A 14,502-nucleotide genomic window follows, 5' to 3' on the forward strand; every position below is an offset into this window, starting at 1 on the left:
CGCTTGGTTTCCAGCCGCCCGGCCCCGCTTTGCGTCGCGTCACGGTAAGCACCGGAGAAACCATTACGGAAAGTTCCACATGACGAACCAGATCGGTTCGAATGCTTCGACGCACGTAACGATAGCGTAACGAATACAGTGCGATCCCATATGTGACGTTTCTGCAACATATGGTTGTAAATGTTACGGACTGGCAGAGAAGTCGGTTCGTGCATCTTGCCAAAAGTTTCCGAAACGTACGATTAACCGGCCCTGGAAAAGTATAAAGTAATCAGGGAAACATCATGAAATCGAACCGGTTTCTGCAAGCGACGGCGCTTGTCAGTGCACTTTGCGCATTCCCGAGCGTAGGCTTCGCGCAAACGGCGACCAGCGGCAACGGGCGCGCCGACACACAGACCTCCACCGTTGTCGGCACCGACGCTGCGGCGCAGGCCGTTCCTGAGGCGACAGCAGTTCAGGCTGCTACCGTCGAAGATCAGTCAGCTGCCCCCCAGCCTGCAGGCGACATCGTCGTAACGGGCTCACGTATCCGGAGCACCGAAGCCAGTTCACCCGTCCCGGTCACTGTCATCAATGACCGCGAGCTCCAGGCGACCGGATTGTCCAATGTGGGCGACATCCTGCGTCAAATTCCGTCTGTTGGCCTTGGCTCGACACGAACGAATTCGAACTTCCTGACATCGGGCACTGGCATCTCGTCGATCGACTTGCGTGCCTTGGGTAGCTCGCGGACCCTGACCCTCGTAAATGGTCGCCGCTATATTGGCGGCTTTGCCGGCGACTCGGCGGTCGATACCAACAATATCCCAACCGATTTTGTTGAGCGGATCGACGTTGTTACGGGCGGAAACTCCGCTGTTTATGGTTCCGACGCAATCGCGGGCGTGGTCAACTACGTCCTGCGCGACCATTTCGACGGCATTTCTGTGCGTGCCCAGAACGGCATCAGCGAACGCGGTGATAACGCAAACCGCATGGTCAGCGTCACTGCGGGAACGTCCCTGGGTCATGATGACCGAGGCAACGTCATGGTCAACTTCACCTACGACAAGGCCGATGGGCTGTTCTCGCGCAACCGAGCAATTTCGGCACAAGATTGCGCCGGCTTGATCTGCGGTCCCGCCTCTTATTCCAGCTATCCGTCGCAGGGCCGGTTCCAGTTGTTGGGGGCAGATGGCAGCGCCAGGGCAATCCTGCCGGGCGGAAACAGCCTATTCACCTACAATCCCGACAACAGTGTCGTAAACGGCTTCCCAACCGGTTACGGTTATAACCGTAACAACGATCGGTACATTTCCACTCCCGTCGAGCGGTATCTTGTTTCCAGCGTTGGCCATTACAAGGTGACTGACGGCATCGATGCATTTGTCGAAGCGACATATAGCAAAGTGACGTCGAATGCGTCGCTGGAACCATCGGCATTGGCAAACACCGACATCGGTATCGATGGTATCGGTATCGATAATCCGTTTATCCCGACGAACGTTCTAGCGGCAATCTCGGCAGCTAATTCAGATGCCAACCCCAACAACGACGTGTCCACCATCGGCTTCCGTCGCCGCAGCAACGGGATTTTCGATCGCAGCAACCGCGCCTCACGTGACACATGGCGTGTAGCCGCGGGCCTGAAGGGCGACATCGGCAAATTCAACTGGGATGTGAGCTATGTGTTCGGTCACCTGCGTGACTTCAATTCGACCGAGGACGTCGACATCACGCGGTACGCTAATGCGTTGAATGCGGTACGCGTAGGTACAGGCAACGTGGTTGGCACTGACATCATCTGCCGCGATGCCGCAGCGCGTGCGCAGGGTTGCATCCCGCTCAACATTTTCGGCTATAATGTCACTGATCCCGCAGCGGCGAGCTACGTTCAGGCCGTCGTTCCTAAGTCCGAAGACATTCGCAACACGCAACACGTCTTCACAGCGACCATCGGTGGTCCGTTGGCTACACTGTGGGCAGGTGATATTCAGGGTGTCGTCGGCGGCGAGTACCGCAAAGAAAAGACGAATGACAATCTTGATATCTTGACCAACACGGGACAAAACTCCGGCAATCAGGCAGCCGATCTAGTCGGTAGCTTCGACGTCAAGGAGGCATTCGGCGAAATCCGTGTCCCGCTTCTGAAGGACCTTGCTTTCACCCGGTATCTGGGTCTCAACGGTGCAATCCGTTACTCCGATTACTCTACGATTGGTAACGTTCTGAGCTGGAATGCCGGTGCGGAATGGGAAGTTATCCGTGGCCTGCGTTTCCGTGGTAATTATGCGGTAGCAAATCGCGCGCCGAATGTTTCCGAATTGTTTAGTTCGCCGTCTGAGACCTTCGCTTCCGTGACCGATCCTTGCGACGGCATCACGCGCACGAGCACTGAGGCAACGGCGGTTGCGTGCCGCAACGTTCCTGCGATTGGCGCTTACTTCGCGGCAAACCCGAACGGCACGTTCGAGTACACTCTGGCCGACTTGCAGGGCATTAACGGCTTTACTGGCGGCAACACCTCGCTCAAGGAAGAAAAGGCTAAAACCTATACGTTAGGCATCGCCTACAACCCAACCTACCTGCCCGGTCTGCTCTTCACGGCCGACTATTACAACATTGAGATCGAGGATGCGATTTCTACGATTGGCAGGTCGCGCAGCATTCAGCAATGCCTGCTGACCAACGCCCCCGTGTATTGCGACAATGTCTACCGTAGCGCTACAACTGGTTTTGTTACCCGAGTAGACGGCCAGCTTATCAATACTTCGACGTACAAGACTAGCGGTATCGATTTTGTACTGCGGTACAATCGTAATATAAACCTTTTGGGAAATGACTCGTTCATCGTCGACGCTCGATATACCCACCTGTTCCATTACATTACTCAGGGTGACCCTTCGGATACACCGGTCGACTACGCCGGAACGTTCGGCTCGGGATTCTCGCGAGATCGGTTCAACGTACGCGGCACCTATTCGAAGGATGGCGTAAGCCTCAGCTGGAACACTCAGTTCATCAGCGGGGGTCCATACACGCTGGATTTCGCGAGTAATGATCCAGCCGTACAGGCACTCAACGAGATCAAGGATTACTGGCTGCACAACGCACAGGTCCGGTTTGATATCGACAAGCGGTATTCGTTGTTCGTTAACGTCGACAACGTTTTTGATAAGAAGCCCCAGTATTTGCCGGGAACACCATTCGGTACTCCTACTGGCCTTGAGACTGCCGCCGACTTCGACGTGTACGGACGTCGATTCACTGTGGGCGCGAAGTTCTCGTTCTAACGGGATCGGGTACTACCTACCTCCAGGGAGCGATCGTAAGGTCGCTCCCTTTTTTTGCCCTTGACGCCCGCCAACAATAACAAGGCGGTGCATCCTTTGGTCGTCGGCGCTTTCTATAACGACTGAAGCCCGCCTGTTTTCGAGGGTCCGGGATTACGTCGGAGAAGCGCACAAATGTCGAACCAAGTCGTGTCGGAACGTCTTTCGTTCATGGGGATGGACCACAAGCAGCGATCGACCCTCGCCAAGGTCCTGCCGCTTGTTTCTCGGCTGATCGGACCGGCGCTCGACCGGTTCTACGACAGCGCGCGTGCCACCCCCGACACCGCTGCCTTCTTCCGCGACGAAGCCCAGATGAAAAAGGCCAAGGGCGCGCAGGAAGCGCATTGGCGGCGCATCCTGAACGGTGCGTTCGACGACGAATTCTATACCAGCGTCCGGCGAATCGGGTCGGTCCATGCCCGCATCGGCCTCGAGCCGCGCTGGTATATCGGCGGCTATGCGATCGTCATCGAATCGCTTCTCAAGGAACTCCACCGCGAATTGACCCCCTGGCGGCGTCTGTTGACGCTGTTTCGCGGCCCCGACCCCGTCGAGGTCAGCATTGCCGTCGTGAAGGCCGCACTGCTCGACATGGAATTATCGGTTTCGCTCTATTTCGAGGAAGCCCAGGTCGAACGCGACCAGGCGATCTCCGCCCTGGGGACGGCTCTGGCCACGATGTCCGACGGCGACCTGACGCAGGAACTGCGCGGTTTGCCCGCTAGTTTCGCCAAGCTCGAAGAAAGCTACAATGCCACGCTGGAGAAAATGCGCACGACGATCGGTGCAGTCGGTGCCAGCGCCGACGCAATCCGCACCGGATCGGGTGAAATCTCGACCGCATCGGAAGATCTCGCGCGGCGCACCGAAAGCAATGCTGCCAGCCTCGAGGAATCGTCTGCCGCGCTGATGCAGATCGACAATCGCATCAAGGCGAGCACCGAAACCGCCGGGCAGACCGTCGCCCGCGCCGACCAGGCGATCGCAACCGTCGGCGATGGCCGGGCGACCGCGGGCCAAGCGAAACAGGCGATGCAGCGCGTCTCCGACAGCGCCAAGGGCATCGACGACGTGATCGAGGGGCTGGACAAGATTGCGTTCCAGACCCGCGTGCTGGCGATGAATGCGGCGGTCGAGGCAGGCCGCGCGGGCGAAGCGGGGCGTGGTTTCGCGGTCGTGGCCGATCTGGTCAGCGCGCTCGCGATGCGCGCGGAAGAGGAAGCCAAGCGCGCCCGCGACCAGCTCACGCTGACACAGACCGACATCATCACCGCCGTCACCGCGGTCGAAAAGGTCGACGCCGCATTCGTCGCGATCACCACCGACGTCGGCGAAGTGCACACGCGGCTATCGGGAATGGTCACCGACAATCTCGCGCAATCCTCAGCGATCACGCAAATCACGGTGGCGGTCGGCAGCATGGAACATTCTACCCAGCAGAACGCGGCAATGGTCGAGCAGACCTCCGCCGCCGCCCGCACGCTGACCAACGAAGTTGAATCGCTCGCCCGCCAGACTGCGATGTTCCGGGTCGACGGGACGCATCACGGTCAGCACATGCACTGATCGGGCCGAAGCGCAGAACGCCCGCCCGTCCCTCGCCCAATAGCGGGGAGTGGGCGGGCGCTCGTGCGTCTCAGCCGTTCAACACGAGACCGACGGAACCACGCCGCTTAGCGCGCGCGGACCATCGTGCTGCGAACCAGTCGAGCGACCAGCCCCGGCAGTCCTGCGTAGTTCGACTTATGGTAGGGCGAATCCGGCGTCAGCGTCGCGACCAACCGGTGGTGCGCCTCGTTCAGCGCGTGATACGGCACGCTCGGCAACAGGTGGTGAAGCGCATGGTAGCGCAAGCCAACCGGCGCCCACAGCACCGGCAGCAAAGCCGGCGGCGGCACGTTGACGGTGTCGAGATATTGCGCGGTAACGGTCATCGTCTCCCCGTCATTGTCCCACAGATGTGCGACCAGCGTCCGCACCTGATTGAGCACATAGACCCCCGACGCCACCCCAAGCGCGATCGCGAACATGGACAGCGGGAACACCCCGGTCACAACGAGTGCGATCAGCGTGATCGACCAGACGCTGCACGCCCCTTCAAGCCAGCGCCACTGTGCGGCGACGTCGCCTTCGGGCATCCGGCGGCGGAACTGCGGGTTGATCGAGAGCGACGAGAAGCGCGCGACCAGCGTTTCGCGCATCCCCGGCACCACCAGCGACAAAGGCGTAAGCACTGAATAGCGGAACATCAGCGCGACCGGCGCGACGATCGATGACAGCAGGAACAGCGGCAGCGTCCAGGGCTTCATATGCGCCAGCGGCAGATATTCAGGATCCTCGACGGTGCCATACCGCGTCTTGGCGTGATGCAGGTTGTGGACGCCTTCGTACATGAACGACGGCACCAGCAACGGAATGCCCACGACGAGGTTGAACCCCGTGCGGAACCCCGGCAACGCGCTGTGCTTCATGTGCGAGACTTCGTGGATGAACATGCCCGCGCGGTACAATCCCAGGATCGCCACCACCGCGGCAACCAATGCCCAGCCGAGCGACCCCACCGTCATCGCTACCGCAAGCCCGGCATAGCCGATCGTCGCCGACAGCAGCAGGTCGGTCCAGTAGATCCGTGGGTTCGGCGCATTCAGGTCGCGCGTCAGCTCGACCACCGCGCGCAGCATCGCCTTGTCGTCGGTAATCGCCGACAGCGGCACCCGGACCGGCGGCAAGGCCTGATCCTGCGCACGCTCGGATGCGCGGCGATCGAAGGTCGACGTGGGCGAGGTCAGCAGGGGCGAGGTCGTCATGGAGGTGGGCATTGCATGAACATAGTGGCTAGAACTAGGCAAAAACAGGGGCTCCGTTTCGGCTGGATGTGCAACGACTTGACTCAGGTCGGCAGGCGCGGGAGGGCACGGCAACTCTGACAAGGCGACTGTCTCGTGGCCCATTCCCCGATTGCGATCCGTCCGATCACCAGCAAGGCCGACCGAAAGCGGTTCGTCGACTTGCCGTTCCGTCTGTACAAGGACGATCCGAACTGGGTGCCGCCGCTCAAGGGTGAGGCACTGGGCCTGATCACGCCCGAGAAGAACGGCTGGTTCAGCCATGCCAAGGCGCAACTGTTCCTGGCGGAGCGCGACGGCAAGGTCGTCGGGCGCGTGTCGGCGCATATCGATACACTCGCGCTGACGATGAGCCCGACACAGGGGTTCGGCCCCGGGTGCGGACAGTTCGGCCTGTTCGAGGCCGAAGACGGGATCGTCGGGCGTGCGCTGATCAATGCCGCCGAAGGGTGGCTGCGACATCAGGGGATGACGCGCGTGCTGGGGCCGATCAGCATGTCCGTATGGGAAGAGCCCGGCCTGCTGGTCGACGGCTATGATCATCCCCCGACGATCATGATGGGCCACGCAAAGCCCGAATATCGCGACTGGATCGAGAATGCGGGCTATCATCAGGTCAAGGAACTCCTGACCTACGAACTTGACATCACCGTGCCCTTCCCGCCGCTGCTGCAGCGGATCATCGCGTCGGGCGAAAAGAATCCGCGGATCCGGATTCGTGAGGTCGACAAGACCAAGTTCGACGAGGAGGCCGCGATCATCCTCGCCATCCTCAACGACGCATGGTCCGACAATTGGGGTTTCGTCCCGCTCACCCCGCCCGAGATCGTGGACGTCGGGGTCAAGCTCAAACCGATCGTGTTCAACGACCTGATCCGCATCGCCGAAGTCGACGGACGCCCGGTCGCGTTCATGATCACCCTGCCCGACCTCAACGAGGCGATCGCGCCGCTGAAGGGCAGCCTGTTGCCGTTCGGCTGGGCAAAGCTGCTGCTCTTCCTGCGCAAACCGAAGGTCAAGACGATGCGCGTGCCGTTGATGGGCGTGCTGAAGGAACTCCAGTCATCCCGCATGGCAAGCCAGCTCGCCTTCATGATGATCGAGTACATCAAGCGCGACTCGGTCGCGCATTACGGCGCGACACGTGGCGAGATTGGCTGGATCCTCGAGGACAATCAGGGAATGCGATCGATTGCCGACGCAATCGGCTGCACCGTCAACAAGCGGTACTGGATCTACGAAAAGACGCTTTGACAGACCGAGGGACGGCAGGGCTCGCGGTCAGCGACCGCGAGCCGGCACCGTTCACTTCGCGATCGGATCGATCCCCTCCTGCTCAAGCCACTGCAACCGCGTCTTACAGGTCGTACGCTGGATGTGCGACCCCGTCGGGGTCTCCCGGACGCAATAGCGCTGACGCGCCGAGACGGGCGCAGGGGTGGCGGACGTCGGCAGTGCGACCGACGCCGCGGAGGCGGTCATCGCTACCGTATCGATCTTAGAGCGTTCGCTGGCGAACGCAGGGCTGGCAGCAGCGATTGCGACGACGACGAGCGAAACTGCAACTTTGAACATGGTATCCTCCGCATGACGATGCCGGAAGCAGCACCGATATGCGTGTTAGTGCATTAACTGTGCCATACACTTGATACCTGTGATTACAGTGACTTAGCTTCAAGCTGCCTGTAACAGTCTGGTTCATTCCGCCAATAAACGGAAGAGTTCACCACTCCTTGGCGCGCCGTCCGATCAGAACCGGCGCGACACGCCCCAGAACAGTTCGATCCGCGATGCGGCATGGTTGAGCCCTGTGATCGCGCCCACGTCGACCTGCAGATCTTTCCCGACCATCCAACCGAGCGCCGAAATCGCATAGACTTGCGTCGTCTTGCCGCTCGGGTCGTCATCGCGGCGCACCGCGGCCTCGACGATGGCGTTGAGTGACTTCGTCACCGCTACCTGGACGCCGACCACTTCCAAGGCCGCGAAATGCCGACCCGAACCGCTGTCATTGACCGCAGCGTCAATTTCGCTGGAGGATTCGAGGTTGATCGTGTCGGTCAGATCGTACGTCACCGGCACGACAAGCCCGGCACCCCAATCCCCTGCACCGACATCATGACGTCCGGTTGGCAGCGTGACGAACGGCTCGGCCGCAACTGCCAGGCCTTTCCCGTCCGGGTTCCTGAAATTGACCCTCGCCCCCAGTTGGACGTCGCCAACGCCATTCACCACATCGGTCTCACCCGTCGCCTTGTCGCGCGTGCGGGCATGGCCGAACGGGGTCCAGCCGATCTGTGCCTCGATCACATTGCTGACGCCGATCCGCACGAGGGTCTGGCCAACCTCGACAAGATCGACGCGCTGATCCGACCCATTGTCGAGCGTCCAGTCGGTCATCGCGGTCTCGACCGAAACCCTGCCGGGCGCGACGGTACAGGCGGGTGTGCCGAGCCCGGGGCGCTGCGGGCAAAAGTCGCGGTCCTCTGCCTGCGCATTACTCGCCAGCAAGGTTGCGGTCATGACCGCGGCCGCACGCGCTACCCCTCGCAACGTTTTCACGCGGCAGCCCGTAGCGTGACCCACGTAGGGGCATGGTCGCTCGCTTTTTCCCGGCCGCGGTAGGTCTTGTCGACGCCGGAGTCGATCAGTCGGTCGGCCGCCATCGGACTCAACAGCAAATGGTCGATCCGGAACCCCGCGTCGCGTTGCCAAGCCCCCGCCTGATAGTCCCAGAAGGTCCACACTCCGCCGCCCGGGTGCCGCGTCCGCAGCGCGTCCGTCCAGCCTTGCGCCACTAGCGCGCGAAAACCACCACGGCTCTCCGGCTGCATCAGCGCGTCTTCCTGCATCGCACGTACCGAATAGGTATCGTCGTCGTTGGGGATGACGTTGTAATCCCCCGCCAACACCACCGCACGCTCTTCGGCCAACAGGACGCGCGCACGGGCGGCAAGCCGGTCGATCCAGCGGAGTTTGTAATCGAATTTCGGGCCGGGCCGCGGGTTGCCGTTGGGCAGGTAGATCGAGGCGACGATCAGATCGCCGATCTCGACTTCGAGATAACGGCTGTGCTCGTCCTCCGGCTCGCCATCGAGACCGCGCTGCCGCTCGACCGGATCGCTCCCGCGCGCGAGCACGGCAACGCCGTTCCAGCTCTTCTGCCCGTGCCAGACGACGCCGTAGCCCGCCGCGCGGATGTCAGCCTCGGGGAAGGTCTCGTCGCTGGTCTTGAGTTCCTGCAGGCACACCACATCGGGCTGTTCCTCGGCAAGATACTCCAGCAGGCGCGGCAGACGCGCCTTGATCCCGTTGATGTTATAAGTGACGATCTTCACGCGACAGGCCCCTGTTGGTCGGGGCGGACGTTACACCGAGAAGCTGGAACCGCAACCGCAACCGGACGCCGCATTGGGATTGGTCACACGGAACGCCGCGCCGCCAAGATCCTCGACGTAGTCGACCGCAGCACCTCGAACGAGATCGAGACTGACCGAGTCGACCACAAGCCGGACGCCATCCAGCTCGGCGACCGTATCGTCGGTCTCGACCGCCTCCGCGAAACCGAACCGATATTGGAACCCGGAACACCCGCCGCCGTCAACGGCGAGGCGCAGGATCGCAGGCTTGCCCTGTTTCGCCGCGATAGTGGCGACGCGCGCCGCAGCCGACGGGGTAAGCGCGATATCGGGAGCAAGGATGGTGGCCATTACGCGAAGATAGGCGCTTGCGGGGGTAACGGCAACCGTTCCCCCGGTGGCATCGGCTCAGTCTGCCGCGTCTGCTGCTGCCGGACCACCGACCGAAACCGGGATCGTGTGGATCGACTTGTCCTGTGCTGCGACCAGATAATCAGCGGTCTGGAGGAACGGCACCGGGTTCACCGCATGACCGTCGATGCGGACTTCGTAGTGAAGATGCGGACCGGTCGAACGACCGGTGGACCCGAGCAACGCGATCAGCTGGCCGCGATGTACGCGCGTACCGGCTTCGACGAGGATCTTCGACAAATGGCCGTAGCGCGTCTGGATGCCCTTGCCGTGATCGAGCTCGACAAGATTGCCGTACCCGCCTGCGCGCTCGGCACGATCGACCACGCCATCGGCGGTAGCATAGACCGGGGTGCCCATCGGACCGGGAATGTCGACGCCGGCGTGCATCGCCGCGGTGCCGCGGAACGGGTCCGAGCGGATGCCATAGTTGCTGGTGTAGGCGAGATGCTCGACCGGCTGTGCCGCGGGGATCGCGATCGCGCCCTGCTGGAGCGTATCGAGCTTCTTCCACGTCATGAACAGCGAGCGGAACTGCGTGTCGGCGCGCAGGTCTGCTTCAGCAGCCGAGCTGCTGGCAGCTTCGAACGGTCCGCCCATCGCGACCGGCTGGCGCTTGATCAGCCGCTCAGGCTTGATGCCGAGCGTACGGAGATGCGCGACCGTGCGGGACAGGCGCTGGTTTGCGACGCGGCGCACATCACCGGCAGCCGCAAGCTGCTGTGCTTCGACCTTCTTGAGCGGGGCGACGACGTCTGCGGCAAGCGCGTCGGCCTTCGCATCGACGATCGGAGTGGGCTGCGACAACAACGCCACGTCGGCCTTGCCGCCGACGGCTGCGACCAGCAATGCCTGGCGCTGATCGACCCGAACGGCGTGCGCTTCGGCGGCGGCGCGGATCGTCGCGATGTCGCGCTGGAGCCGCGCGACGCTCAGGCGCATCTGCGCGACCTTGATTTCGGGGGCTTCCGGCGTTGCGACGATGCCGGTCATCGTGGCGGCCCCGACAGCGGCCTGCGCCACCCCGTAGGCCGAGAAACACATGCTGACACCGACGACCGATGCGGCCATCGCCTGGGCACGGGCGCCGATGCGGAAGCGCTTCTGGTTGCGGCCATCATGCAGGATGAAATCGCGGGTCTTGAAATATGCCCCGACGCGGGTGGCGAAACGCGCAGCTGCCGCGACCGAATTGATGTGCGTTTTCATTGAACCCCGACGATCATTTGCGTTTGCCGGAGAACCCGACACCCGCTCCTATTCGACCTGTTCTAGCCCCCTAAAACTGGCCGATGCTGTTTTGACGGAACTTTTCGCAATACGGCAAGGCACGTAGACACTTCTCGCGTCCAACCGGCTGCCCACCACGGCGAGCCGTTGAAATCCGCATGGTCCGCAGCGTTAACCACCGCGAATCGTCACAAAATGGCACGGACCGCGGCGAGAACCTGCTCGACATGCCCGGGCACCCGGACCTTACGCCATATGCGCGCGAGCGTGCCGTCGGCGGCGAACAGAAAGGTCGATCGGTCGATCCCCATATAGGTCTTGCCGTACAGCTTTTTCTCGACCCAGACGCCGAACGCCTCGAGTGCAGCATCCGTGTCGGCGGATGCCAGCGGCACGGTCAGATCGTACTTTGCGGTAAACTTGCGGTGCTTCTCGGGCGTGTCGCGCGACACGCCCAGCAGGTCCACGCCGAGTGCTTCGAAATCAGCCCGGGCCGCGCTGAAATCCTGTGCTTCGCGGGTGCAGCCGGTGGTGTCGTCCTTAGGGTAGAAATACAGCACGAATGGCTTGCCGACATAGCCCTGCAGGTCGATCCGGGTGCCGTCCGGCCCCGCCAGATCCACCGCCGGGATCGCCGCGCCCTCCACCAATGCCGTCATGTTGCGAGTCCCTCTACCTGTGCCAGCCATGCCGCGACATCGTGCCGTGTCGCCTCAAGCGACGCAACGACCCGCCCCCAGTCGTCCATCCGGAGTGCCTGCGCGATCAGCGCCTGCGTCGCCGGACCAGGCGGCTCTGCGGTGGGTGCCACCAACCGCAGCGTGACGAGCAGCCGCGCAAGCAGTTCATACGCCCGCGCCATGCCGTCGGGCGCGGCACCGGCCGCGATCAGGGCGTCGATTGCGCGCTGCAAATTGGGGTCGAAGCCGATCCGCCGGGTCAGTTGCACCATATGAACTGCGAATTCGAGATCGACGAGGCCGCCCGGCAACAGCTTCGCGTCCAACGGCCCGAGCGGCGGCTTGTGCAGCGCCATCTCGCGCCGCATGTCAGTCGCTTCGGCCAGGATATCGCGCTCCGGCCGGTCGCCACCAAGAACGTCCATGATGATTCCCTGCACCGCATCGCGCGCTTCGGTCGATCCGAACACCGGACGCGCGCGGGTCAGCGCCATATGCTCCCAGGTCCACGCCTGCTCGCGCTGGTATTGCGCAAACCCGTCGAGCGAGACCGTCAGTGGCCCCTGCGTCCCCGACGGGCGCAGCCGGGTATCGATCTCATACAACGGCCCGGATGCGGTCGGCACCGATAGCGCCGCAGTCAGTCGCTGCGCCAATCGGTTGTAATACAACACTGCGCCGAGCGGTTTGCGGCCATTGGACTCGGCCAGATAGTCGCCCGTGAACAGGTAGATCAGGTCGAGGTCCGACGCGTGCGTCAGCGCGCCACCGCCGAGCCGCCCGAGTGCGAGGATGACGAGTTCGCTGCCTGGCACCGTCCCGTGCGCCACCGCGAATTCGGTGACGGTGGCCTGCGCGAGCACGCCGATCGCGGCTTCCGCGACGCGTGCATAGCCCGCCGACACCGCAAGCGGATCCGCCACGCCCGCGACGATCTGCGTGCCCAGCGCAAACCGTTTCTCGCCCACCACGCGACGGACATGATCGAGTTCCGCCTGATAGTCCGGCCCACCCGCCATTTCGCGCATCAGCCGCGCGACGTCATCGACCGGATCGAGCGCGCTGGCATCGATCAACCCGTCAAACAGTTCGGGTCGACCCGCCAGATCCTCGGCGAGCGTCACCGCATGGCTCAGAATCAGCCCGAGCAACCGCGCCAGTGCCGGACGCGCCTCCAGCAGACGGAAGAAATTGACTGCGCTCGTCAACCGCCCGAGCATCCGGTCGAGCCGGATGATCGCGCCATGCGGATCGGGGGACTCGCCCAGCGCCGTGATCAGTCCGGGCAACACCGCCTCGAGCGCGGCACGCGCAGCCGGGCTGCGCAGCGCAGGGTAGCTGCCGCTGCGCCAGTGTTCGATCCGCTGCACCGCGGTCGTCGTATCGCCGAACCCGGTTTCCGCCAGTTGCGCAGCCAGCGCAGCGCTATCGAACGACAACGCACCGTCCGCATCCGGATCGAGCCCGTCGTAACTCCGCGCGGTGGCGGTCACATGCGGTTCGAGCAACGCCAGAAGCGCAGGCCCGTCCGCCGCGCCGTGCAACCGTGCGACCCCGTCGAGCGCAGCGCCGCTCGGCAATTGATGCGTCTGCCGGTCTTCGACCATCTGGACGCGGTGTTCGATCGTGCGGAACAGCGTGTAGGCGTTTGCCAGCGCGTCCGCCTCCTGCGGATCGACCCACCCCGCCTTCGCCAGTGCCGCGAGCGCGTCGCGCGTTGCGGGCACGCGCAAGGCCGGATCACGACCGCCGTGGATCAGCTGATGTATCTGCGTGAAGAATTCCACTTCACGGATGCCACCGCGGCCACGCTTGAGATCGAACCCGGGGCCAAATGCTTGCCCCTGCGCATAGTGGTCCCGAATCCGGCGCGAGATCCCCCGGATCTCGCCGATCGCGCCGAAATCGAGCGCGCGGCGCCAGATGAACGGCGCGATCGCCGACAGGAAGCGGTTGCCGAGCACGCGATCGCCCGCCGCAGCACGCGCGCGGATGAACGCCGCGCGTTCCCACGGCAAGGCGAGAGATTCGTAATAGGAAATCGCGGCATCGACCGAGAGCGCGATCGGCGTCACCTCGGGCGACGGCCGCAGCCGCAAATCGACGCGCAGCACATAGCCATCCCCGTCGCGTGTCTGCAGAAGCTCGACGACGCGGCGCGCAATCCGCACCGCTGCGGTCTCGGGCGCTTCCCCGCGACGGCATGGCAGCGTCGCCGGGTCGAAGATCAGGATCGGATCGATGTCGGACGAATAATTGAGTTCGCGGCTGCCCTGCTTGCCAAGCGCGATCGCGGCAAAGCCGATGGGCGCAGCATCGGGCGTCCGCTCTGTGATGGCGGTCGTGATCGCGGTGTCGAGCGCATGGTCCGCGAAATCCGACAGGGTTTGCGTGACCGTCGTAAGATCATCGACCCCCGCCAGATCCCCGATTGCCACGCGCAACGCCAGACGTCGGCGCGCCAGCCGTAACCGGCGCGCTACGGATTCGTCGTCAAGGTCGATGGTAATCGTTTCCAGCGGTGGCAAGTGTCCGCGCAGGAACGCGTCCGCCATGGCAGGTTCGCGATCCAGCAATAGCGCAAGAAAGGGAGCATTCTGGCGTGCGCGTACTGTCGCAGCGATAATGGAGGATTCAAATTCCATTGATGTCAGGACTT

11 protein-coding genes are annotated in these 14,502 nt (G+C 62.8%); 3 read left to right on the forward strand and 8 right to left on the reverse strand.

Going from position 1 to position 14,502, the window contains the following annotated elements:
- Positions 1-284 precede the first annotated feature (284 nt).
- The gene (locus tag AC3WJR_RS10690; protein ID WP_492724864.1) at positions 285-3,275 is read left to right on the forward strand and encodes a TonB-dependent receptor domain-containing protein; all 2,991 of its coding nucleotides are present in this window, start codon (positions 285-287) and stop codon (positions 3,273-3,275) included.
- A 174-nt stretch (positions 3,276-3,449) separates the two neighbouring features.
- On the forward strand, positions 3,450-4,883 hold the full coding sequence (locus AC3WJR_RS10695) for a protoglobin domain-containing protein (protein WP_354282060.1): 1,434 nt from the start codon (positions 3,450-3,452) through the stop codon (positions 4,881-4,883).
- Between the two features lie 107 nt (positions 4,884-4,990).
- Here the strand turns inward: AC3WJR_RS10695 and AC3WJR_RS10700 are convergent, their stop codons facing one another.
- The gene (locus AC3WJR_RS10700; RefSeq protein ID WP_354282059.1) at positions 4,991-6,124 is read right to left on the reverse strand and encodes a fatty acid desaturase family protein; all 1,134 of its coding nucleotides are present in this window, start codon (positions 6,122-6,124) and stop codon (positions 4,991-4,993) included.
- Between the two features lie 135 nt (positions 6,125-6,259).
- On the opposite strand from AC3WJR_RS10700, the gene AC3WJR_RS10705 reads away from it, so the two are divergent.
- Complete coding sequence (locus AC3WJR_RS10705) at positions 6,260-7,417, forward strand: GNAT family protein (protein ID WP_492724867.1); 1,158 nt, start codon at positions 6,260-6,262, stop codon at positions 7,415-7,417.
- A 51-nt stretch (positions 7,418-7,468) separates the two neighbouring features.
- Here AC3WJR_RS10705 and AC3WJR_RS10710 read toward each other — a convergent pair whose 3' ends face one another.
- From AC3WJR_RS10710 to AC3WJR_RS10740, 7 genes are all read right to left on the reverse strand, one after another.
- Positions 7,469-7,738 (reverse strand): hypothetical protein, encoded by a 270-nt coding sequence (locus tag AC3WJR_RS10710; RefSeq protein ID WP_492724869.1) that lies wholly within the window; start codon positions 7,736-7,738, stop codon positions 7,469-7,471.
- Between the two features lie 174 nt (positions 7,739-7,912).
- Complete coding sequence (locus AC3WJR_RS10715; RefSeq protein WP_492724871.1) at positions 7,913-8,725, reverse strand: transporter; 813 nt, start codon at positions 8,723-8,725, stop codon at positions 7,913-7,915.
- Complete coding sequence (locus AC3WJR_RS10720; protein WP_492724873.1) at positions 8,722-9,501, reverse strand: exodeoxyribonuclease III; 780 nt, start codon at positions 9,499-9,501, stop codon at positions 8,722-8,724. The genes AC3WJR_RS10715 and AC3WJR_RS10720 overlap by 4 nt, the downstream gene beginning before the upstream one ends.
- A gap of 30 nt (positions 9,502-9,531) precedes the next feature.
- Positions 9,532-9,873: an iron-sulfur cluster insertion protein ErpA gene (erpA, locus tag AC3WJR_RS10725; protein ID WP_492724875.1), complete on the reverse strand. Its 342-nt coding sequence runs from the start codon at positions 9,871-9,873 to the stop codon at positions 9,532-9,534.
- Between the two features lie 57 nt (positions 9,874-9,930).
- Positions 9,931-11,142, reverse strand: a complete 1,212-nt coding sequence (locus AC3WJR_RS10730; RefSeq protein ID WP_492724877.1) for a M23 family metallopeptidase — start codon at positions 11,140-11,142, stop codon at positions 9,931-9,933.
- Positions 11,143-11,351: 209 nt separating this feature from the next.
- Positions 11,352-11,822, reverse strand: a complete 471-nt coding sequence (locus AC3WJR_RS10735) for a peroxiredoxin (protein WP_492724879.1) — start codon at positions 11,820-11,822, stop codon at positions 11,352-11,354.
- A complete protein-coding gene (locus tag AC3WJR_RS10740; RefSeq protein ID WP_492724881.1) occupies positions 11,819-14,488 on the reverse strand; it encodes a [protein-PII] uridylyltransferase family protein in 2,670 nt (889 codons plus the stop codon). The genes AC3WJR_RS10735 and AC3WJR_RS10740 overlap by 4 nt, the downstream gene beginning before the upstream one ends.
- Between the last annotated feature and the right edge of the window lie 14 nt (positions 14,489-14,502).

The sequence above is a fragment of the Sphingomonas sp. FW306-05-A genome, from assembly GCF_058782275.1.

What these genes read in the sequence shown, in the direction of transcription:
- AC3WJR_RS10690 (WP_492724864.1), top strand. Translation starts at nt 285, where the DNA reads ATGAAATCGAACCGGTTTCTGCAAGCGACGGCGCTTGTCAGTGCACTT.
- AC3WJR_RS10695 (WP_354282060.1), top strand. Translation starts at nt 3,450, where the DNA reads ATGTCGAACCAAGTCGTGTCGGAACGTCTTTCGTTCATGGGGATGGAC.
- AC3WJR_RS10700 (WP_354282059.1), bottom strand. Translation starts at nt 6,124, where the DNA reads ATGACGACCTCGCCCCTGCTGACCTCGCCCACGTCGACCTTCGATCGC.
- AC3WJR_RS10710 (WP_492724869.1), bottom strand. Translation starts at nt 7,738, where the DNA reads ATGTTCAAAGTTGCAGTTTCGCTCGTCGTCGTCGCAATCGCTGCTGCC.
- erpA (WP_492724875.1), bottom strand. Translation starts at nt 9,873, where the DNA reads ATGGCCACCATCCTTGCTCCCGATATCGCGCTTACCCCGTCGGCTGCG.
- AC3WJR_RS10730 (WP_492724877.1), bottom strand. Translation starts at nt 11,142, where the DNA reads ATGAAAACGCACATCAATTCGGTCGCGGCAGCTGCGCGTTTCGCCACC.
- AC3WJR_RS10735 (WP_492724879.1), bottom strand. Translation starts at nt 11,822, where the DNA reads ATGACGGCATTGGTGGAGGGCGCGGCGATCCCGGCGGTGGATCTGGCG.
- AC3WJR_RS10740 (WP_492724881.1), bottom strand. Translation starts at nt 14,488, where the DNA reads ATGGAATTTGAATCCTCCATTATCGCTGCGACAGTACGCGCACGCCAG.